Annotated in this window: 18 protein-coding genes and 1 other RNA gene; 5 read left to right on the top strand and 14 right to left on the bottom strand. The window is 38.5% G+C overall.

The window, feature by feature from the left end:
* Positions 1-294: 294 nt before the first annotated feature.
* The 8 genes from NON16_RS24590 to NON16_RS24560 all read right to left on the bottom strand — a co-directional run bounded on the left by NON16_RS24590 (position 295) and on the right by NON16_RS24560 (position 7,556).
* On the bottom strand, positions 295-483 hold the full coding sequence (locus tag NON16_RS24590) for a hypothetical protein (protein WP_257352160.1): 189 nt from the start codon (positions 481-483) through the stop codon (positions 295-297).
* 59 nt (positions 484-542) lie between these two features.
* Positions 543-1,694 (bottom strand): THUMP domain-containing class I SAM-dependent RNA methyltransferase, encoded by a 1,152-nt coding sequence (locus tag NON16_RS24585; RefSeq protein WP_257352157.1) that lies wholly within the window; start codon positions 1,692-1,694, stop codon positions 543-545.
* Positions 1,695-1,854: 160 nt separating this feature from the next.
* Positions 1,855-2,251: RNase P RNA component class B (rnpB, locus tag NON16_RS24580), an RNA gene on the bottom strand.
* A gap of 73 nt (positions 2,252-2,324) precedes the next feature.
* Entirely contained in the window at positions 2,325-2,630 is a 306-nt protein-coding gene (gene gpsB, locus NON16_RS24575; RefSeq protein WP_257352156.1) for a cell division regulator GpsB, read from the bottom strand.
* Between the two features lie 100 nt (positions 2,631-2,730).
* Positions 2,731-3,294, bottom strand: a complete 564-nt coding sequence (locus NON16_RS24570; protein WP_257352154.1) for an SLOG family protein — start codon at positions 3,292-3,294, stop codon at positions 2,731-2,733.
* Between the two features lie 98 nt (positions 3,295-3,392).
* A complete protein-coding gene (locus NON16_RS25795) occupies positions 3,393-3,638 on the bottom strand; it encodes a CotD family spore coat protein (protein ID WP_372508878.1) in 246 nt (81 codons plus the stop codon).
* A 365-nt stretch (positions 3,639-4,003) separates the two neighbouring features.
* The gene (locus tag NON16_RS24565; protein ID WP_257352152.1) at positions 4,004-5,284 is read right to left on the bottom strand and encodes a ribonuclease H-like domain-containing protein; all 1,281 of its coding nucleotides are present in this window, start codon (positions 5,282-5,284) and stop codon (positions 4,004-4,006) included.
* Complete coding sequence (locus NON16_RS24560; RefSeq protein ID WP_308216653.1) at positions 5,268-7,556, bottom strand: DEAD/DEAH box helicase; 2,289 nt, start codon at positions 7,554-7,556, stop codon at positions 5,268-5,270. Before NON16_RS24560 ends, NON16_RS24565 begins: the two co-directional genes overlap by 17 nt.
* A gap of 167 nt (positions 7,557-7,723) precedes the next feature.
* Between NON16_RS24560 and NON16_RS24555 the strand changes: the two genes are divergently transcribed.
* Positions 7,724-8,332 (top strand): peroxiredoxin, encoded by a 609-nt coding sequence (locus NON16_RS24555; RefSeq protein WP_372508877.1) that lies wholly within the window; start codon positions 7,724-7,726, stop codon positions 8,330-8,332.
* A gap of 295 nt (positions 8,333-8,627) precedes the next feature.
* Here the strand turns inward: NON16_RS24555 and NON16_RS24550 are convergent, their stop codons facing one another.
* Positions 8,628-9,059, bottom strand: coding sequence for a CHRD domain-containing protein (locus NON16_RS24550; protein WP_257352148.1), 432 nt, complete (start codon positions 9,057-9,059; stop codon positions 8,628-8,630).
* Between the two features lie 268 nt (positions 9,060-9,327).
* On the opposite strand from NON16_RS24550, the gene NON16_RS24545 reads away from it, so the two are divergent.
* Positions 9,328-11,499, top strand: a complete 2,172-nt coding sequence (locus tag NON16_RS24545; RefSeq protein ID WP_257352147.1) for an FUSC family protein — start codon at positions 9,328-9,330, stop codon at positions 11,497-11,499.
* Positions 11,500-11,576: 77 nt separating this feature from the next.
* On the opposite strand, the gene NON16_RS24540 is transcribed toward NON16_RS24545, so the two are convergent.
* The 4 genes from NON16_RS24540 to speD form a co-directional block, all read right to left on the bottom strand.
* Positions 11,577-11,999 (bottom strand): threonine/serine exporter family protein, encoded by a 423-nt coding sequence (locus NON16_RS24540; RefSeq protein WP_257352146.1) that lies wholly within the window; start codon positions 11,997-11,999, stop codon positions 11,577-11,579.
* A gap of 21 nt (positions 12,000-12,020) precedes the next feature.
* On the bottom strand, positions 12,021-12,818 hold the full coding sequence (locus NON16_RS24535; protein WP_372508876.1) for a threonine/serine exporter family protein: 798 nt from the start codon (positions 12,816-12,818) through the stop codon (positions 12,021-12,023).
* Entirely contained in the window at positions 12,784-13,134 is a 351-nt protein-coding gene (locus NON16_RS24530) for an ASCH domain-containing protein (protein ID WP_257352144.1), read from the bottom strand. Before NON16_RS24530 ends, NON16_RS24535 begins: the two co-directional genes overlap by 35 nt.
* A gap of 732 nt (positions 13,135-13,866) precedes the next feature.
* Complete coding sequence (gene speD / locus NON16_RS24525; RefSeq protein ID WP_257352143.1) at positions 13,867-15,177, bottom strand: adenosylmethionine decarboxylase; 1,311 nt, start codon at positions 15,175-15,177, stop codon at positions 13,867-13,869.
* A gap of 273 nt (positions 15,178-15,450) precedes the next feature.
* On the opposite strand from speD, the gene NON16_RS24520 reads away from it, so the two are divergent.
* Positions 15,451-16,713 (top strand): S-adenosylmethionine decarboxylase related protein, encoded by a 1,263-nt coding sequence (locus NON16_RS24520; protein ID WP_257352141.1) that lies wholly within the window; start codon positions 15,451-15,453, stop codon positions 16,711-16,713.
* 563 nt (positions 16,714-17,276) lie between these two features.
* On the opposite strand, the gene NON16_RS24515 is transcribed toward NON16_RS24520, so the two are convergent.
* Complete coding sequence (locus NON16_RS24515) at positions 17,277-17,477, bottom strand: cold-shock protein (protein ID WP_257352140.1); 201 nt, start codon at positions 17,475-17,477, stop codon at positions 17,277-17,279.
* Between the two features lie 282 nt (positions 17,478-17,759).
* On the opposite strand from NON16_RS24515, the gene NON16_RS24510 reads away from it, so the two are divergent.
* A complete protein-coding gene (locus NON16_RS24510; RefSeq protein WP_257352138.1) occupies positions 17,760-18,455 on the top strand; it encodes an SIMPL domain-containing protein in 696 nt (231 codons plus the stop codon).
* A 111-nt stretch (positions 18,456-18,566) separates the two neighbouring features.
* Entirely contained in the window at positions 18,567-18,809 is a 243-nt protein-coding gene (locus NON16_RS24505; protein ID WP_257352137.1) for a helix-turn-helix domain-containing protein, read from the top strand.
* Positions 18,810-19,711: the final 902 nt, after the last annotated feature.

Below are 19,711 nucleotides of genomic sequence, written 5' to 3'. Positions count from 1 at the left end.
TCCCGTATATAAGTTTTCGGGGCTCCATCCCTTCAGCCATTTGGTTTTCGGCCCACTGTCTTGCTGTCTACGCTTAAAGATAGGAGTTACCTCCAACCCTCCAAGACTCGCTACAGGTGAATGGCTAGTTCTTACCTGATGGGGTTCCCACCCATTATGGAATATCACCTATGCTCGGACGCTCTATACTTTCTTAACGTACAAAAGAAACCAACTGCTTGTTGCAATGTTCCGCCTTTACCTTCACTACAGCGAAAACCTACAAAGCAGTTGGTTTCTATTCAAAAATTATTATTATTGTGGATAAAGCGAAGAATACCGGCTCAACCCTCGATTTTGACCTGTTTCAAAGGCAATTGCTTGTTGCAACTGATTTCGAATCGTCTCGCACGATTGCGAATAGCATTCTTGCTCACCTATCGTTCGTTCCAGTCGTAACAGGGTTTGATACACATTCTCAACATCTTTATAGCGTTCATACATTTGAAGTCCCCACCTTCACTATTGGTAACACTACTTAGTATAGGTGGATCGAAACACTTTTAAACGTCAACATGTCTTCGGGGAGGTTTTTTTCCAAAATATTGATAATAGTGGCATTTCAGGTCTCCATTATAAAGCTTTCTCTTTTTGGATGCTGGCTTCCCGTACAATGCTTCGAATTTTTCGTAAGACGTTAAAATATAGAAAGACCATGTCTCGTTTGCACGAAAAACCTCCCCAAGATCTCGATACAAGCGTTCGACATAATCGCGTTCATTTAATCGCTCGCCATACGGAGGATTCCCAATAGCGTATCCGTATTGTGACTTTGTCGTAAAATCCTTCACCTGCATTTGCTTAAAGCGAAGTGAGTCCTCAAGACCCGCTTCTGCCGCATTGTTCTCAGATAACTCAATCATTTTGTGGTCAATATCTGTCCCTAGAATATCAACTGGGAGATCGAAATTAGCGAGATCATGCGCTTCTTCCACTGCTGTATACCAAAGCTTTTTATCAAGCCATGACCAGTTTTCAGAAGCGAACTCTCGATTTAAACCTGGGGCTATATTTTTTGCAATCATTGCAGCTTCAATTGGAATCGTACCTGAACCACAAAACGGATCAAGGAAGGGGCGATCAGCTTTCCAGTTTGTTAATTGTATAAGTGCCGCAGCAAGTGTTTCCTTGAGAGGCGCCTCATTATGAAGATAACGATACCCACGCTTATGCAGTGCTTCACCACTCGTGTCGATCGTAAGGGTAGCAATATCTTTATGAAGGGCGACCTCAACTCGGTAAAATGCTCCTGATTCTGGGAGCCACCCCTCTACATTGTAGGTTTCCTTCATATTTTCTACAATTGCTTTTTTTACGATCGCCTGGCAATCAGACACACTGAAAAGCTTTGATTTGACGGATCTTCCGATAACAGGAAACTCAGCATTTTCGGGTAAGTAATCTCCCCATGGAAGTGCTTTTGTTTTCTCAAACAGCTCTTCAAAGGATAGTGCTTTAAAGCCACCAATCTTTATCTTAATTCGGTCCGCTGTACGTAACCAGAGATTCAACCGCGGAATCGCACTTTCGTCGGCTTCAACAATAATTTTTCCATTTTCGACTGTTACGTTTTCATATCCGAGTTGACGTACTTCATTGGCGACAATCGCTTCAAGTCCCATCGCTGCTGTTGCAATAAGGGTAATCGGTTTCATAGTAATAACTCCTAACTGTATGTATGCTTTCCCCTATTATAGAGGATGTTCAAAAAGTCACCAAATGATAAATAGAAAAAGTGTGAATAACCATTTAGTTCAGTTAATCATTTGTCCAAATAAAAAAAGCCCGTTTAAAGTGGGCTTTTGGTCGTATACGTTTTGTAAGCCATGTTCTGTTCCTCGTACTCAAACAAAGCATTTGCTTCTCGTACGAAGGTGGTAATCATCTATCTCCAGATGTGTTAAACACCTGTTCTTCTCTTCGTTCAATTCCTCCAAGAAGACTCCCCCACCGTAATTTGGGTTTCTCGCTCGTGGGGTTTACCTCGTTCCACTCCGGCAGTTTCCTGCAGGACTTCGTCACTGTGGCACTTTCAAAGTATTCACACCGTATCCAAAGACGTAGGTGTTTTCCCTGCCGTTAGTCCAGTCGAAACCAAACTACCCTAGCTTATGAATTGACTAGGCACGAACACTACAATCATCTCAGATTGTGCGAGCATGGACTTTCCTCTATACCTCGCATAAAGCGGGTACAGCGATTACCCAAACGTATATGACCTTTTTTGGAACAATGTTTATTATACTTGATCTTTTAGACAGTTTCAATGTAAATTTAATCCATTATCAATCGTATAATTTGCTTCCGAATACGTGTTTTTCTAAATTCGATAACCGTTTTAGAATATCATAGTTTGTAATGCCAGCTGTACTCGTTTGCGGTTTTGGCTGTTCACTTGACCGTTGAACTTCTTTTCGCAATTTAACATTTTCCTCGTTTAACCGATCGATTTCTTTATGAAATTGTTCATAGTCCTTGATGACAACGTCCAAAAATTGGTCCACTTCATCCTGATCATAACCGCGAAACCCTGTTTTAAAATCCTTTTCCAATATTTCCTTTGCATTCAAACGTAACTTCTTCGTATCCATAATATAACGTCACCCCGCTAATTGATCCTTTTCATAAACACACACTAAAAATACGTTCTATCCAACATTATACCAATTTTTTAAAAATATTCATCCGTTTTTAGGTTGCCCAATCTGATTGATTTGCTTCCTCTATAAAATCATTTACGTCAAAAAATGAAACGGACAGTATAGGATATTCGTTGCCAGCCTCCTGATATTTGAGTGCCGCTTCTAAATAATATTTCGGAGACCCTTGCTGATCGTTGTCATAAAACAGTATAAGTCCGTTTGTTTTTTCGATTAAAAATTGATTATGAGCCTGTAGTTGTCCTGGGTGCTCGTATGGTCTTTTTGAAACACTTTCAACAAAATCAGCTTTCGAAATAATTTCTCGGTAATATTCCTGGACTGGTTCCTTCCATCGCTTATCTTGATCCTGAAATGGTGTAAGGACAGCAAGCTTAAGTTCTGGATAAAGTTCCTTAAGATCCAGTACAACTTCAGCAGTCCATAATTCAGTTCCTTGTTGACCACCAATAACAACCCATTCTAGGCCTTCTTCGATTAATGCAACTAATCGTCTTTTCAGAATCCCTTGTATGTATGGAACAGCTTCATGTTTGTTTGAAAAAATGCCGAGCTCGTGGGCCTTGTACCCACTTACCGCAACTACTTTGAGCATAGAAGGTCTCCTTTTGGATGGTTCCATCATAGTTTACCATAAGTGAGCCCAATACTAAAAAAAGAGCTGACCCAATAATTCGAGTCAACTCTCGGATATTACCACCACATAGGGCCATGACCACCATGATGATGCGATTGACACCCACATTTCGGACGTGGTGGGCACTTTGTGTGACAGTGCTTAGTCGTGCAGCATTCCTTCTTGCTGATTGGCTGCATATGCTTGTGCTGATAAATGTTGTGATGCACATGCTCCTCAACGATCGGGTGAACGTGAGGAACAATTTTTTCATGATAAAAATGCTTGACACACTTCTTTGGTGGATGTACCACCGGGCACATCATTTGAGGTTTTTTACAATACATCCCACAGATTCTCCTTTGAATTGTTTCTTGTATTTGTTAATAATGTATGAGAATCGTGTGAGACTTGTCTAAGACATTCGCCTTCTTTAAGCGTAAAATGGTCAAGCACCTACATTCATTAAGAAAAAGGTTAACCCGATCATAATAAAAAACAGGACAACCAAAATATTTCGCAACTCAAATCCCCCTATATAAAACTTGCAAATAAATCATTTCCAATGACTATTTTAGGGTTTTTCGACATTTTTTTCAATACTTCAGTATAAATGTCACAAAAAGGCTAAAAAACCCCGGTGCAAAGGCGAAAAATATCAGTTTTTGCGCTTACCCGGGGAATATTTTTAGAATATTCTTTCATTTCCTATTTTTGTTTTTTGCTCTAAACGTTCAATTCGCTTAATAAACATTGCTCCGTCAGTCTTTTCCTTATCCCGTAAAATCCGGCCCTTTGCTTTCCAATGTTCGTAGCCCTCTTCGGCAAAATGTAAAGCTTTTGTCAAATCTTTGTACCGATGCTCATAGACTTTCGATAGCTCTATGTACACATCAACATCTTCTGTTTGTTGGAGAACGGACTCCCATAAGGCGACTGCACAGTCATATTCCTTTTCTTTTTTATGAAGAAGAGCTAATGCTTTTGACGCATCGATTTGTTTTGTTGATTCCACAAGCATTTTGTATCTTCTCTTTGCCTCCTGTAGATCTCCAACTACTTCAAACCATCTAGCAACCTCAAACTGTTCGCTTTTAGTTAAAGCAGTGCTTTCCCCAATATCCAATAATATCATCGATACATGGGTGTATAGGGAAATTAACGTTAGAACATCTAATTCATTATGTTGAAAGACACCCTTTAAAATCGTCGGATCCTTTTCCTTTAAAAATTCAAAGTAGAGCATCGGTGCTAAATAGCCTGGGGTATCTTCATGTCGAACGATATTCAAGAGTTCCTTTTCAACCGTAGAGAGCCGAAGTGATTCATACGATTTTCTCCAAATTCGTCGGGATCCATGTAAAAGGTCGAAATGACCGAACTGTGGGAGTTGCGGAACAGCATCTCTAACAAAAGTATGTCGCGTCTTTACCTGTGGCCAATCGAACGCTTTCCCGTTGTATGTCACAAGATTTTTCAGATCTTTTACATCATTTAAAAAATGGTGATAAAGGGCAACTTCATTTCCGGGTGCTGGTAAAAAGTATTGCCTGACTTGAATCCCATCATTTTGTACTCTTGCCATTCCAAGCAGAAAAATGGTATTTCCCGCTCCCCCACCTAGTCCTGTTGTCTCTGTATCGAAAAACAACAAATCCTCGGGATCACGCTGATTGGCTGAGAGCGGGTGAAGATGCTGTCGCTCATTCCATTTTGCAATAACCTGAACATAATCCTGAATTGTATAGTTTCCCAGCGGGGTTTGCATCGGTAATTTCTTTTCCCTAAGCACACAACTTTGTTCGTCAAACGATAGAGGGATAGCTTCAAAAGAATCCCACTTCTCTTCCACTCTTTCATCCAGAGATTCCGTTTTGGGCTCTTCTTTAATTGTAACGGTTTCCGGATGATCTGCTTCTATACGGGTCAGATCTTTTTTAAATCTGTTTAATTTATTTTGCAGAGACATAACCCGATCTCCCTTTCCCTATAAATGTTAGGGCAGTGGTTTTTACATTGGACTCCTGAACTTCATTCCCAACACAAGAAGGACAGCCCTTTTCGCAAGGACACATACGAATCACATTTTCTGCCTCTTGAAGGATATTATCGATGTGAGTATAAACATAATCGCTCAGCCCAATACCCCCAGGATATCGATCATAGAAAAAGATCGTGGGTTGTTGCGAATGAGATGCCTTCACCTGTGGGACAACGTGCAGATCACTGACATCACACATGACAAACAGCGGTGCAACATGTCGCATCACATTTGCAATCCCTATCAAGCTGTCTTCTAATTCCTTTTCCGATAAACCTTCGGTAACACGATCGGAAAAACTAATCCATGACGCAGACGTATGAAGTTCTTCTTCTGGGAGCGAAATCGGACCTGATCCAATGTTCTCATGTGTACCGAATTTAATTTTCTTGAAAATCGTTGCCATCGCATTCACAGTAACATCTCCAAACGCAACATCTCCAGCCGGATCCGATTTCTGTTTGTCTTCTTCTAACACTTTTAAAGAAACAGCTAAATTGGCATCTGTATAATAATCAACTTCAACCTCACGCACAAACGCTTTCTTCTCTTCATAATCCAGTTTCTCAACCTGATATTGTATCCCTTGGTGTAAATAAATGGCCTCATCATGAAGGAGTGTCATCGAACTAAACCGATCCATTTCCCCAATCACCCTAATGTTTGAAACATCAGTTTGATCGATAATGACCACATTCTCTTGTGCAGCCGAACGGAGACTGATGTTATGAGCTGGAAAGGATTCGTTCATCCAATACCAACGATTACCTTGTTCATGGAGGACCTGTTCTTCAGTTAAGAAAAATAAAATCTCATCAATCTCAACTCCATCGAAAGTTTCTTCCTTCTGAAAGGGTAGTTCATAGGCCGCACATTTCAAATGATCGACTAAAATGATTAAATTATCTGGATTAATCCGTGCTGTTTCAGGGTTTCGATTGAAGAAGTACTCAGGGTTTTGAATAATGTATTGGTCAAGCGGTGACGAGCTCGCAACAAGAATGATCACGGATTCGTCCTGTCTTCTCCCCGCTCTGCCACCCTGTTGCCATGTACTTGCAATCGAACCCGGGTAGCCATTCATAATACATACCTGAAGCTGACCAATATCAACGCCAAGTTCAAGCGCGTTTGTGCTCACCACACCAATGATATCCCCATCACGCAGTCCTTTTTCAATTTCACGGCGCTCCTTCGGTAAATAACCACCTCTATAGCCACGAATGGATTTATCCCCGATTTTACGCTGAATCAGATCTTGTAAATAAGTCAACAGTATTTCAACGCGTACTCGACTTCGAGCAAATACAATGGTCTGCACAGCATTTTCTAAAAATAGCGATGCAAGTTTTTTAGATTCAAGTGTAGCGCTTCGCCGTACGTTTAAGGGTTTATTAACAACCGGTGGGTTATAAAAGACAAAATGCTTTCTTCCAACAGGTGCGCCGTTATTATCAATTAACTGAACGTCTTCACCCGTTAACTTTTCAGCTAGCTCTTTCGGGTTCGAAATCGTAGCAGAAGTGCAAATAAAGATCGGATTACTCCCATAATAAGCACAGATCCGTTTTAGTCTCCTAATAACATTGGCCACATGACTTCCAAAGACACCCCGATACGTATGTAGCTCATCAATCACGATAAATTTAAGATTTTCAAAAAGGGATACCCACTTTGTATGGTGGGGTAGGATCGCTGAATGAAGCATGTCCGGATTCGTCATAACGATGTGCCCTGCTTTGCGGACGACTTGGCGTATATTGGAAGGAGTGTCTCCATCATACGTATAACTCTTTATATCAATTCCGATCTCATCAATCAGTTCATTCATCTCGCTTTTTTGATCCTGCGCAAGTGCCTTTGTCGGAAACAAATAGAGTGCACGACTGTTATCGTTTCTTGCAATTTCCTGAAGGACTGGGAGGTTGTAGCATAATGTTTTTCCTGAAGCTGTCGGAGTAACTGCCACGAAACTCTTCTTTTCATTCGCCATCTTGAAAGCGGAGTTTTGATGTGTATATAGACGTGTAATGTTTCTCTTTATTAAGGCCTTTTTAATTTCTGGGTGAACATCATAGGGAAGGTCAACCACTTTACCCTCTTTCTCGGGCAGCGTTTTCCAATGCACAATGTTTTCTGCGACCGATTCATCCTGATTCATTATTGTTAAAAGTTCGGCCAAGTTCTTACGAAGTTTCAATTCGCTCACTCCATTCTATCTTTATTTTAACGAATAAGCGTTCGTAAGGGAACCCTGTCTAACGTGTTTTATACTATACACGTTTACTTGTTTAAATCATATAATGCAACAGTTAATGGCTGGAAAAAGAAGCTATAAAGACAGGTGAGTACATGAATCAGAATTCTATGAATCCTATTTTTGTTGAAGACCTTTCGACGTGTTCTGAACCGTTCTGTGCGACAAACGGTGATATTGCACCATTGTTCCGGGCAGACGCAATAATTGAGGACACAATTAAACCGATCGAGCTCGGGGACTACCTAGGGAAATGGGTCGTGCTTTTCTTTTACCCAAGTGATTTCACGTTTGTTTGACCAACTGAATTGGCGGCGGTCGCTGCTATTTATACGGATTTGCAAAAAATAAACACAGAAGTTCTCGCGATTAGCACAGATAGTGTTTACTCGCACAAAGTGTATTTGGAAACGTCGAAAAAGCTGAAGAATGTCACGTATCCGATGGTAAGTGATCGAACACAACAAATCAGTAACGCCTACCGGGTGCTTGATCCCTCTTCAGGTGCCTCGTTTCGAGCTACGATTGTTATCGATCCAGAAGGCATTATCGTTAGTAATACCGTTTATCCAAACGATGTGGGTCGTAACATTGACGAAATACTGCGCCTAATCAAAGCATTACGCTACTCTATACAAAATAAAAAAGCGACCCCAGCAAATTGGAAGCCAGGTGATAACGGTATCCGCCGAGAACAAAGGCAGATTGGCAGAGGATAAATGAACAGCTCCAGCAAAATATGTTGGTTTTTGTCGGATAACCGATATCCGTTAAAGTTGAAAATAAATCAAAGAAAGTCGTTAATTACCCCGTAATAGCAGGTAGATAAAACAGTTAGAGCCCGAGGATAACGACAAAACTACGACCAGGTTATTAGAACTGGTCGTAGTTTTGTCATCGCACTATTTAAGTTTCTTTAACACGGTTTCAAGGTCAGTCGTCGGGCGGTCACACCTAAAGTTTTCACATAAATAAACGGTTGGTCTTTCATTTAAAGTTTGGTACTCCGCTTTTCTAGACTTGTCTAATTTGTCCTCTGATCTCTCCATTTGGATTTTGTTCTGTATGTGCATTAACATAAGTAAGGCCAGCTTCCATTAAATTAACCAATTCCCTGACAGAATCAATTCCTTCAGGGTTGTCCACGAAATCATCGTCAGTTATAACTCCTGTCACAATCCCTTTTCCAGTCGTAAGACCTTCCTGCTCTGTTATCGTTTGATCATTTTCTCCAAACAAAAATACCAATACTGGACCATTTACATTTCGAGCTCCAAAATGGATATGAGCCTGTATAAAGTTTTTAATGTTGTTGACTTCTAGTCGAAACTTTATTTTCGTCCTTTTTCGGTTTACTATAAACTTTGCATTACCAAATGCATTTGATTCGACAGGCGGAACCTCATTTCTCCCAGCTAATTTGGCAATAAAAAATGATTCACTCATTGATGTTCACTCCCTTTCATACGTATTTATTTACTTTACGTAAAAGCGAACAAATAAGCTTGTGTATTTTACCTAATATTGCAAAAAAAGACTTAAAATTGTAATCGTCTGGATGTAGAGAGTAAGTTGTCTAGATTCACTGTCCGTTTATGAAAGTTGAAATCATCAGCATTTAACTCTACCCTAAAAGAATACGCAAATAAAATTAGTGAAAAGATTTAATGAAGGGTATTGAAGAAGAGAAATATTTGAAAAGGTTGATGACACGATGAATCATTTACATATAAGACACCATTGGCTCGGTAGACTACTGGCTTCAGATCCGGGTCGAAAAAGGTTCCAACAAGCGGGTAAAGCAACTATCAGTTTAATATCGTCTGTCCTTACAACATTGTTTATATTACGAACAACTGGAAATGTTCTTATCACTCCCGCAATTGTTTCCGGAATCACTGGAATGTTGTGCATCATGGTAGTCATGGATGAAACGAAAAAGAAAAAGCAAGTTACCACTCTATTAATGGGGGTTTCCGGTGCATTCGGTATTACATCAGGTTCCTTACTAGCTGGAAATGCTTATTATCTAGACGTGCTCATGCTAGTCATCATTTTTAGCAGCTTTTATTTTACACGTTTTGAAGTGAGGTATTTTTCACTTTGCATGCTTGCATTTATGACGGTTTACATCTCTTCAGTTTTAAAACTATCTTCCAACCAATTGCCGTTGTTTTATATGGGTATATTGCTCGGAGTATCCTTTGCGTTTTTCTATAATTTCATTCTTTTTAAAGATTCCGCCCAAATTCTAAAAAGAAGTATGCGTTCTTTTCATATTCAAATCAATCTTACGTTTAATATATTAATAAGAGTAATTCAAGATCCGGAAATGAATCGAAAACGAATGGAAAATCTCGAGAAAAATGTCCGGAAGCTTAGTGAATACGCACGTAACGTTTCTGGAGATTTGAACGAACAGGATGTAAAAGAAATTTGGCCAGGTCTGAAGACTTCTCAATTACGTTTGTACGTTTTTGATACAGAAATGCTCGTGGAAACGTTGACTGACACTATTAAACGTTTGAAAAAAGCGGAGGCATTCGAGACTGATGAATTAAAACGATTGCTTATATGGGTTGTCAAATCTCTCCGTGATGCAGAAGTACTGGATCAAAATTATGTAGAGCAGAATCTAGAGGAGGCAGAAAAAGCTGTACAAGCCATCCGTTTTCTATTAACGGATCTTTTAAATCGTGACGAACGGCCAAATGGATGGCTGTTTTTAATTCGTCGGATTGAATCCATTTCTAATCATGTGATTAAAGCTGCATACACAATCCAGCAATCACTTATGGAAGGAAATCAAACTAGAAATGATTTGGAAATGAAAGAAGAAAATTCAGAGGAAATTGACTCTTCTAAAAATGAAAAAGGTCTAAAGCTGTCAACAAAAAAGGCTTACCAAGCTTTAGTAGCTGGTACTTTATCGATTATCGTCGGTATGATTATTTCGCCTACCCAACCATATTGGGTTCTTCTCACAGCATTTATTGTCCTGCTTGGTACAGAATCCATTGGCCGAACCTATATTAAAGGATTTGAGCGTTCATTTGGGACAGTTATTGGAGCGGCAGTTGGTTTTGGGATGGCAAAGCTGGTTTCTGGACATTCGATATTGGAAATTATCCTCTTATTTTTAGTAATCTTCTTAGCGTTTTACCTTTTTTCTGTATCCTATACATTAATGAGTGTGTTTATTACGATGCTCATTGCATTTATGTACGATCTGTTACTTGGTGGAATCACCTTTCAATTATTAGAGGCTCGAGTAATTGATACAATTGCCGGTGCTGCTATTGCTCTAAGCGTTTCAACCGTTATTTTTCCAAAGAAAACAAAGGACAAAGTTGCTGATACTTTTGATGACTTTCTAACAGAGCTTAATCCTTATGTGACCGATTATGTGAAAGGGTTTAGAGAGGACGTTAACGTAAAGGAACTCACTGACAGCGCCTTTAGTATGGACCAAAAACTTCAGTCAATAAAAGACGAGGCCCGTTCACTCTTGCAGCGACCAGGGGCACTCAGTCACTCTGGCATTGCCCGATGGATTACCATCTTCACAGCGATTAATTATTTTGCCAGACATTTGATTGCCTCGTCCTATCGAAAGAATTTTGATTACCCAGACGAATTGGTAAAAGTCTTTATTCAAATTGAAGAAAAACTAGACCATAACATCGAAACTCTTAGGGAACTGATAAAAGGAACGAAACGCACTGCCACTGTCTACAGTCTAAAAAATGAACGTGAGCAAATTGAACGTCTTGCCCCTAGTAGAAATCAATCGCACCGTGACCTTATTCATCACCTATATTATGTGTGGCGGATTAATCAATCACTTGTTGCATTAGCTGTTGATTTAGGAGCGAGAGAGAAGTAGTTATAGATTACATACAGTCTCTGTAATTAGACAGTTGACTGTCTTTAGGAAAGTGATCGATAAACCTTTGGAGCAAATCATCTAAATTTCCTTATCATTTGGTTTATTACTTCTGAGAATACAAGCCCTATTGCGATGGCTCCAGAGATCATGAAGGCTTTTGCGGCGTACTGAATTGCTGAGTTATAATCGTTTTCTACAAAATTCCTCATTGCATCATATGCCAATCCTCCCGGAACTAATGGGATGATTCCCGATACGCTAAATATAATGATTGGTGTCTTATACACTTTTGCGAAAATTTGACTGAAAATCGCGACCACGAAGGCAGCTACTAATGTGGCCAAAACGCTGTCGACTTGATTGTGCACTAACCAAACGTATAGTACCCATCCGACCATTCCAGTAAACCCACATTTTAACAAAGATTTTCTCGGGGCATTAAAGATGATACCAAAAGCTGTGGAGGCAATAAAACTAGTAATAAGCTGTAGTATCATCGCTCAATCCCCTTCCTATTTCTAAAATAGTGATAATACAACCGCAATCCCTGTTCCAATTGCAAAAGCTGTTAAAAAAGCCTCTGCACCTTTCGATAATCCTGATACGAGATGACCTGCCATTAAGTCTCGCACAGCATTAGTAATTAATAGCCCGGGAACGAGAGGCATGACTGAGCCAATGATGATTTTATCGAGCTCGTTACCAAAACCAATTGTAACAAATAAAAATGATAGTAAACCTATAATAAATGAAGCCAAGAATTCAGCAAAGAACTTTACCTGTACTAATCGATGAAAGTAGATAAAACAGGAAAAACCTACCCCGCCGGAAACTAATCCAGGGATGAAGTCATGCCATCCGCCTTGAAACATCATTGTGAAACAGCCACCCACCAGTGAGGCAGCCGTAATTTGGATCAAAACAGGATAAGCAAGATTAGCCGTTTCAATTTGCTTCATCTCTTCATAGGCGTCTTTTAAAGACATTTCTCCACTACTAATTTTCCTGGATATACTATTTACTATTGTGACCTTTTGTAAATCCGTAGTACGATCTGATATTCTTACAAATTTGGTGGGGTCCGTTCCGTCAATCGAAAATATAATGCCTGTTGGGGTAACAAAGCTGTGAGATTGATGAATCCCTATTGAAGCAGCAATCCGCATCATTGTATCCTCTACACGGTAAGTTTCAGCCCCACTTTGCAGCATGATTTTGCCCGCAAGTAAACACACATTGGTTACCTCATATGTTTGATTTAACTTATTTCCATTTTCCACTCTACTCCGTTGTTTCCTCTTCTGGACTAAATTCATGAACCCAAATCTTCATTTGTGGCAGCCAACGCATTCCTGGGTGAGATGATAAAATCGAATTTTTATATTCCTCTACACTAACGTATCCCTCTTGAAGAGCCATTGTTTCTGTTAGTTCACCTAGGGTTTGCTCATAAACCCGCTCCACGATGAAAGAATGTCCCTTAAGGACCATCCTTCCACCAGGATCAGCATATCTACCGTTTCGTCTCGTTGCTGTTTTTTTGCCAGCAAGAACCTTTTCGATATCTTTTGAATTCGTAATAAGTCGGTCAATCTCACATGTTTTAGCGGGTAATCCAAGCGTATTTGACATACAAATCATTCCCTTTTGTGTATTTATAAATAGCTTTCAAAATTCTCTTCTCATTCAGTATCAGCCTATTTTGCACGTTAAGAAAGTATAAAAAATACTTTCTATAGTATAAGCGCAACTAAGGCGATCGCCTGCGCTAAGGCTTGGCGCTAGCCAAGTTTTCTTTAATATAATATATAATATAGCAAAAAACTTGATTAGGTAATGCTGTCTATAATATGACTAAACAGTAACATATTAATTACTAAATAGTTAAGTTTATGTTTTAATGTCTAAATACAAAAAGGCAACCTTAGCACAATCACTATAAAGGATTGATATGCACAAGGTTGCCTCTTGCCTCTAGACTTTTAGTCAGTAATTACTTTCCCAGTGACATGTACAACTGAATATACATATCATTGATAGCGCTTTTATTTACACGTTAAGAAAGTATAAAATTTGGATGCATAGAGGTACTGTCTAGCTCCAGCGCCCAGCCACTTGGATCACTTCAGTCCCTCTGCGGCGGCGGCAGCCTCCTCGATTGCCTTCCAGTGACCTTCGTGGCTACCAGGGCGTTTACGCTTTTCATATATCCCTACCGCAATCTTTCTCGTTCCTTTTTATATAGAGTGATTGCGTCATCAAGCATCTGCAGTCCATCATCAATTTGTTCTTTTGTTACGATCAATGGCGGGACCATCCTAATGACATTGCCTTCATTTCACAAAGGTAAGGATTATGAAATAGCTACAATCTTTTTAAATCCTCTTGATATATTTGGTGTAAATTAACCTTGTTCTGTGTATTCATCACTGCTTTATAACGCTTTTCTAATATATTCGAAGGGAAAATAAACAAAGAATCAAGGTTTTCCGGTAAGGTTTGATGCTTAGCAGATATTTTCAAATCATTTTTCTTTATTTCACTTTGTGAAGCCAGATGAAATCCCCATAAGCCAAACGATGGAACAATTACTTGGTATGGTACACTGAACAGCTGTGCGCTTTCTATTGTTTTACCAATACCCCAAAAAACATGAGGAGCATCCTCTGGTGAATTTGACTGACAAACAATGATCCCGTCTTTCGTTAAAAAGCTCGAAACTTTTTGAAAAATTTCCTTTGTATACAATTCAGCAAGCAATTCATTTACAGGGTCAGGAAAATCAATGATGATAACATCATACATTTTTAGATTAGTTAAAAGAAATTGTTTTGCGTCTTTAATAATGACGTTCGCTCTTTTATCCTGAAAAGACCCGTTATTTAATGTGACAAGCTCTGGTATTGTACTTGCATACTTTATTATAACTGGATCGATATCAACTAAATCTACAGTTTTAACCTCTGAATATTTTAAAACTTCACGTAAAGCTAACCCATCGCCACCACCAAGAATTAACACCTTTTCCTTCGTTTCAGCCAGCTCCAATGCTGGGTGAACTAGTGCCTCATGGTAGCACTTCTCATCTAGGGAACTAAACTGTAATTCTTGATCTAAATATAATCTGATGTCATTTGCCTCCATTAACAAGATGTCCTGAAAGGCACTTTTACTTTGATATAGATTATCGAATTTTCCTTTGAGGATTTGCTTAAGCTGTATATGATCCCATTCATTTCCTTTATCTTTTCTGAAATGCAGCGATTGTTCCGTGGGTAATCTATTGGTTTTATCCGTGAGTGAGATTTGTTTCATTTCCGGGAAGTTTGCCCTTTCTTCTCCCCGTTTAATTTCATATAGGGTTACTTTTTCCGCATTAATCTGTTTAAGAATATTCTCAACTTGCGGCCATAAATCATAGTTTCCGCAGGTGTATAGATCCATTGCGACATAGCCATTTTCGGGCCAAGTATGAATCGAAAAATGAGATGTAGAAATTACGATCGTACCAGTAACTCCTTGAGGTTGGAATAGATGGAATTTACTTGAAATAATCTCCATTCCCAAAGAATTAATGGCAGCTGTTAATAATTCTTCAAGCTTGTCCATATTATTAAGAATTTCTTCTCTACAACCATAAGCATCGATTACAATATGTTGTCCATTCTGTTTCAAGCCTTCACTTCCTTCATCTGTTTAAATAATTCGTTTCTAATACAATCTCATTCAAGTGATCGTAAAGGGATGTATTATGAAATAGCACTAAATTACTATATGACAGTTAAAGGAATATAGATTGTGTATATCTATACTATTTTAAAAAATACACGCTTGTACATAAGAATCAGACCCATTTTAATAAAGGTCTTATTTTTAAAGGTACATGTACAAGCCATGCCTCTCCATAACTCATAGGTTATAAAAAAACGTATGGTGTGGTGAGTGTAAATGAATAAAAGGTTCTTGTCGATAACGATTCTTGGCAGTGCTGGAGGCGTTGCAAAATCATTTCTTTCCATTCTAAATAAAACGATTCTAGACAAAAAGGATCCTCTTCACTCCTTCATGTCCGGTTGTCAGATTCACTTAATTGATCGGACGCAAAAAAGTGAAACCTACTACAATAGATTATTTCCAAATCTAGCTGATAAGGTTTCTCTTCATGAATTTGACCTTCAAGATATCCTAAAATTCAGTAACCATCTTAAGAGTACCAACACCTCTATTGTCATTGATCTGTCTTGGGCTGATACGATTGAGATGTTAGAATGTTGCGATAAATTAGGCGTTTATTACGTGAACTCCGCTCTTGAAAGTACTTTGGTTGACGAAAACGAAGAATTGCACAAAGGCTTTCCCTTAATTGAACGAATCAAGCATTTTGAAAGTAAAAAGGACAATCTATCGAATACAAAGGCAATTATTGGCTCAGGAATGAATCCTGGTGTCGTTCAATGGATGGCGTTAGAATTAATGAAGAAAGATAAAGCTGAACTTCCCTTAGCATGTTATGTGGTTGAACAGGATACTTCTTTTTATCTAGAAAAGTCCATTCCAAAAGAAAATGTTGTATATACTTCCTGGTCTCCAGAATGCTTTCTTGATGAAGCGATAATGAGTTATCCTATGTTTATGAGGCAACGTATTCCACTTTTCCTTTATAACCAACCGTATGAATTTGAATTTAATGTTACGTTAGGTGAAAAGAAATTTGATGGTTGCTTAATGCCTCACGAAGAAATCTATACTCTTGGTAAACTGTACGATATGGAAACTGGTTTTATCTATAAAGTAAACGACCATACAACTAAACTGATTCGTAACAACCTCTCAAACGTTGACGATATTTGGGATTTTGATATGAAAGTGTTGGATCCTTATGATGCACCATTAACTGGGGAAGATTTAGTTGGAGTGCTTCTTGTTTATCAAACCAAAGAACTCTACATGTACAATGTTATGAGTAATGAGATCATTTTTAACGAATTTCGTACTAATGCAACTTATTTTCAAGTAGCTTGTGGTATTTATGCTGCTGCGTGCACACTCCTCCTAGATCAAATCCCAAAAGGAATATACTATGTGGACGAGTTGTTACTGAATTTCAGTAATAAATACGGAGACTATTTAAAACATTATATGAAGGACTTTGTAGTCGGAGAAAATCAAAAGACAGATGGCCTCTTACTCGATAGAATAAAAAAAATTTAAAGAAAACTTGGCTTGACCAAGGCATCCACAAGGCCCCTGCACTTATACAATAGGAAGTAACTTTCTTAACGTGTAAAAATAAACCCACTTCCTATTAACTTTAACGATACAAGTATTCCAATAAAAAATAACTAATAAAAGAAGCAGCTTTAATTGGGTCAAAGCTGCTTCCTTTTCGCATAATGCGAACTTGGACCCATTCTTGATTACACACTCAAGTAATTGGAGGTTGTTTCCCGTCTTGCATTCTACTCGGGAAAAGTTGGGTCACTATTATAAAATTGTCGAAACATCTGTTTAACTTCACAAGAATACCTATTTTTCACTACATACTTTCTGATTACATGATTTATTGCCATTAACTCAAACAACGAAAGCCCTACCTCTCTTTCGTCCTTACGACTCCTTGATCGTGCCAGTGTGGATCAGCTACAACAATTACAACGTTCATTATTACAGAAATATTAAAGGGAAAATGGTTTGTTAAAAGGAAGGTGGTAAAGCCGGAGATAAATCATTAAAAAAGGATGATGTACCATGTACATCATCCTTATCAGCTATAGTTACGCCTTTTCTACGTTAGATGCTTGAGGTCCACGGTTACCTTCAACGATTTCAAATGTAACAGTTTCGCCTTCTTCTAATGTTTTAAAGCCTTCGCTTTGAATTGCTGAAAAGTGAACGAATACATCGTTACCTTCTTCGATTTCGATAAATCCAAATCCTTTTTCTGCATTAAACCATTTTACTTTACCTGTATTCATGCGAATACCTCCTAAAAAATTAAACTGTGTATTCGCCATAAGTCGAGTTTTAATATTTTGTACCAAGTTAGAAGAAACACTTTAACATGAATCGATGTATAAACCGTCCACATTCGATGTAGCTACGACTCTTTTATCCAAAAATATTCAAACGAACTTAATAGCGTTGATTCCATCATAAACCATATATAGGTTAATGTCAAATACTTCTTAACCTTTTCCAACGTGAATATAGTAAAGAAAATGGTCCACTTAAATCATCCTTTCAAAGAAGGTGAAGAAATGATTAATCATTCGTATTACCCTCAACATTACCCGAATCGTTCTACATTAAATCAGAATCGTAATACTAAAATAAACAACGTCATTGAGGTGGTCGGATCAGGAAACGTTATTGCTACTCCCGATGAAGTGGTCATCACGGTTGGTGTGCAGACAAGTGGGAGGGATGTACAAAATGCTGTTTCTGAAAACAATTCCAAAAGTCAACAAATCATTGATGGATTAAAAAGTATTGGACTCTCAAACGAGCAAATTGGGTCAATTAGTTTTACGATTACACCGATATATGAATATAAAAATGGTACTCCTCTATTTATAGGGTACAGAGTTGAACACATACTTGAAGTTAAACTAACGAATGTAGCAAATGCTGGGGATGTTTATGAAACTGCAATAAAGAATGGGGCAAACATAGCTAGAGAGTTACAATTCCAACTATCCGATCCCCAACCTTATTATGAACGTGCCCTTTCAGAAGCAATGAATAATGCTATACAAAAAGCGCGAAGTCTTTCGAATCAATTGGGCGTACAGATTAATCCAGTTCCGATAAAAGTAGTTGAAGTAAGCGACCAAGGACCTTCTCCTTTTTATGAATCATCGGTGAAATTTGCAGCTACCGCCGTTCCGATCCAACCTCACCAACAAATGATTACAGCCCGCATAAAAGCCTGGTTTCAATATCTCTCGAACTAAAAAAAGATTGTCTTCTCTTCCTCCAATGTATTAAACTATTGTTAGAAGCGTTGACTATAGTCCGCTCTATGTAAAACAAAATCGAATGTTGTCAAAACGGAGGAAATGACTATGAAACTTGAACAAGCTGTTGGGCTAGTTTTACGAAAACATCGTACAGTCGAGAAAATTTCCCAGTTTAAACTTGCAAAGCTAACTGGATATGATCGTTCTTTTATTAGTTTATTAGAGCGAGGTCACCGAACTCCGACTGTGAAGACGATTTTTGTATTAACCACACACCTAAAAATCTCACCCTCTCGCTTTATTGATGAAGTCCACCAGCTTGTTGAAAGTGACATAATGGAATATTAGCTTAAACTCCAGGGGGAAGACACACCGACTCTCCCTCCCCCCTTGTAGGAAGTAGCCCTCCCGTTGTAAAGGTGACTTTCAAGTCCCCATCGCAACCTTCTAATAAGCCACTATCCGAATAATTTAAATTCAGCAAGTAACGACCAAAATGGATGCCAAATGTAGCAATAAAAAAAGACTGATCTAGACAAAAGAGGACGGGATAGCTGGATCAAGCAGAATGGTTCAATAATTCATAGCATCCATCGTTAGATTTATAAGTTCAAACACGAAGCTCGGTCCTTGCCAAATGATGCTCTATTTGTTTGTAGACAAGTAGGTCAAAATTCTTCATGCATATTATAGTCAACCCTCCTTCCAATCAATTTGTCTTATAAATTAAGAATTGAATATTAATTTTACTATAAGTACGGTACGTGAAATTTTCGATTGTTGCGTTAACCCACAACTAATAAGGATCGTTCATATGTGAATGATCCTTCCCAAAAATTTTATTTGAAACAATTCTTCTATATGAGGTCCTTCCAACAAAACGCAGAAAACATACGCTAAGAGAGTAACATCAGGAAGATACGGATTTACAACGGTAAGGAAAACCAAATATAAAGAAAACTTGGCTCAACCAAGCCTTTGGTGCTGGCAGAGCCTTAGTTGAACTTATACTATAGAAAGTATTTTTATACTTTCTTAACGTGTAAAAAAGCCTAATTTCTCACTTTTAACACCGAAAAATTAGACCTTAGTTACTTCATTAAAGTTAGCAATAGGTAAGCATTTGAAGTCATCTCCAGCTTTTCCCCTGCTCCGCACGAAGCATGCTAGTTTCCCGGCACTTCGCGGTCCATCTACCGATGTATAATAGATTATAAGTTCTTCGTTACTTTAGACGTGAGATGTTTCTA

Source organism: Pseudalkalibacillus decolorationis (assembly GCF_024609785.1).
In the GTDB taxonomy this organism is placed as follows: Bacteria; Bacillota; Bacilli; order Bacillales; family Fictibacillaceae; genus Pseudalkalibacillus; species Pseudalkalibacillus decolorationis.
Note: the sequence above shows the minus strand (reverse complement) of the source record. Positions and strands in the feature narration are given on the sequence as shown.

Coding starts and splice junctions, on each gene's coding strand:
- gpsB (WP_257352156.1), bottom strand. CDS start 2,630: ATGGATACGAAGAAGTTACGTTTGAATGCAAAGGAAATATTGGAAAAG.
- NON16_RS24505 (WP_257352137.1), top strand. CDS start 18,567: ATGAAACTTGAACAAGCTGTTGGGCTAGTTTTACGAAAACATCGTACA.
- NON16_RS24565 (WP_257352152.1), bottom strand. CDS start 5,284: ATGTCTCTGCAAAATAAATTAAACAGATTTAAAAAAGATCTGACCCGT.
- NON16_RS24545 (WP_257352147.1), top strand. CDS start 9,328: ATGAATCATTTACATATAAGACACCATTGGCTCGGTAGACTACTGGCT.
- NON16_RS24510 (WP_257352138.1), top strand. CDS start 17,760: ATGATTAATCATTCGTATTACCCTCAACATTACCCGAATCGTTCTACA.
- NON16_RS24520 (WP_257352141.1), top strand. CDS start 15,451: ATGAATAAAAGGTTCTTGTCGATAACGATTCTTGGCAGTGCTGGAGGC.
- NON16_RS24550 (WP_257352148.1), bottom strand. CDS start 9,059: ATGAGTGAATCATTTTTTATTGCCAAATTAGCTGGGAGAAATGAGGTT.
- NON16_RS24590 (WP_257352160.1), bottom strand. CDS start 483: ATGTATGAACGCTATAAAGATGTTGAGAATGTGTATCAAACCCTGTTA.
- NON16_RS24540 (WP_257352146.1), bottom strand. CDS start 11,999: ATGATACTACAGCTTATTACTAGTTTTATTGCCTCCACAGCTTTTGGT.
- NON16_RS24530 (WP_257352144.1), bottom strand. CDS start 13,134: ATGTCAAATACGCTTGGATTACCCGCTAAAACATGTGAGATTGACCGA.
- NON16_RS24515 (WP_257352140.1), bottom strand. CDS start 17,477: ATGAATACAGGTAAAGTAAAATGGTTTAATGCAGAAAAAGGATTTGGA.
- NON16_RS24535 (WP_372508876.1), bottom strand. CDS start 12,818: ATGAATTTAGTCCAGAAGAGGAAACAACGGAGTAGAGTGGAAAATGGA.
- NON16_RS24585 (WP_257352157.1), bottom strand. CDS start 1,694: ATGAAACCGATTACCCTTATTGCAACAGCAGCGATGGGACTTGAAGCG.
- NON16_RS24570 (WP_257352154.1), bottom strand. CDS start 3,294: ATGCTCAAAGTAGTTGCGGTAAGTGGGTACAAGGCCCACGAGCTCGGC.
- NON16_RS25795 (WP_372508878.1), bottom strand. CDS start 3,638: ATGTGCCCGGTGGTACATCCACCAAAGAAGTGTGTCAAGCATTTTTAT.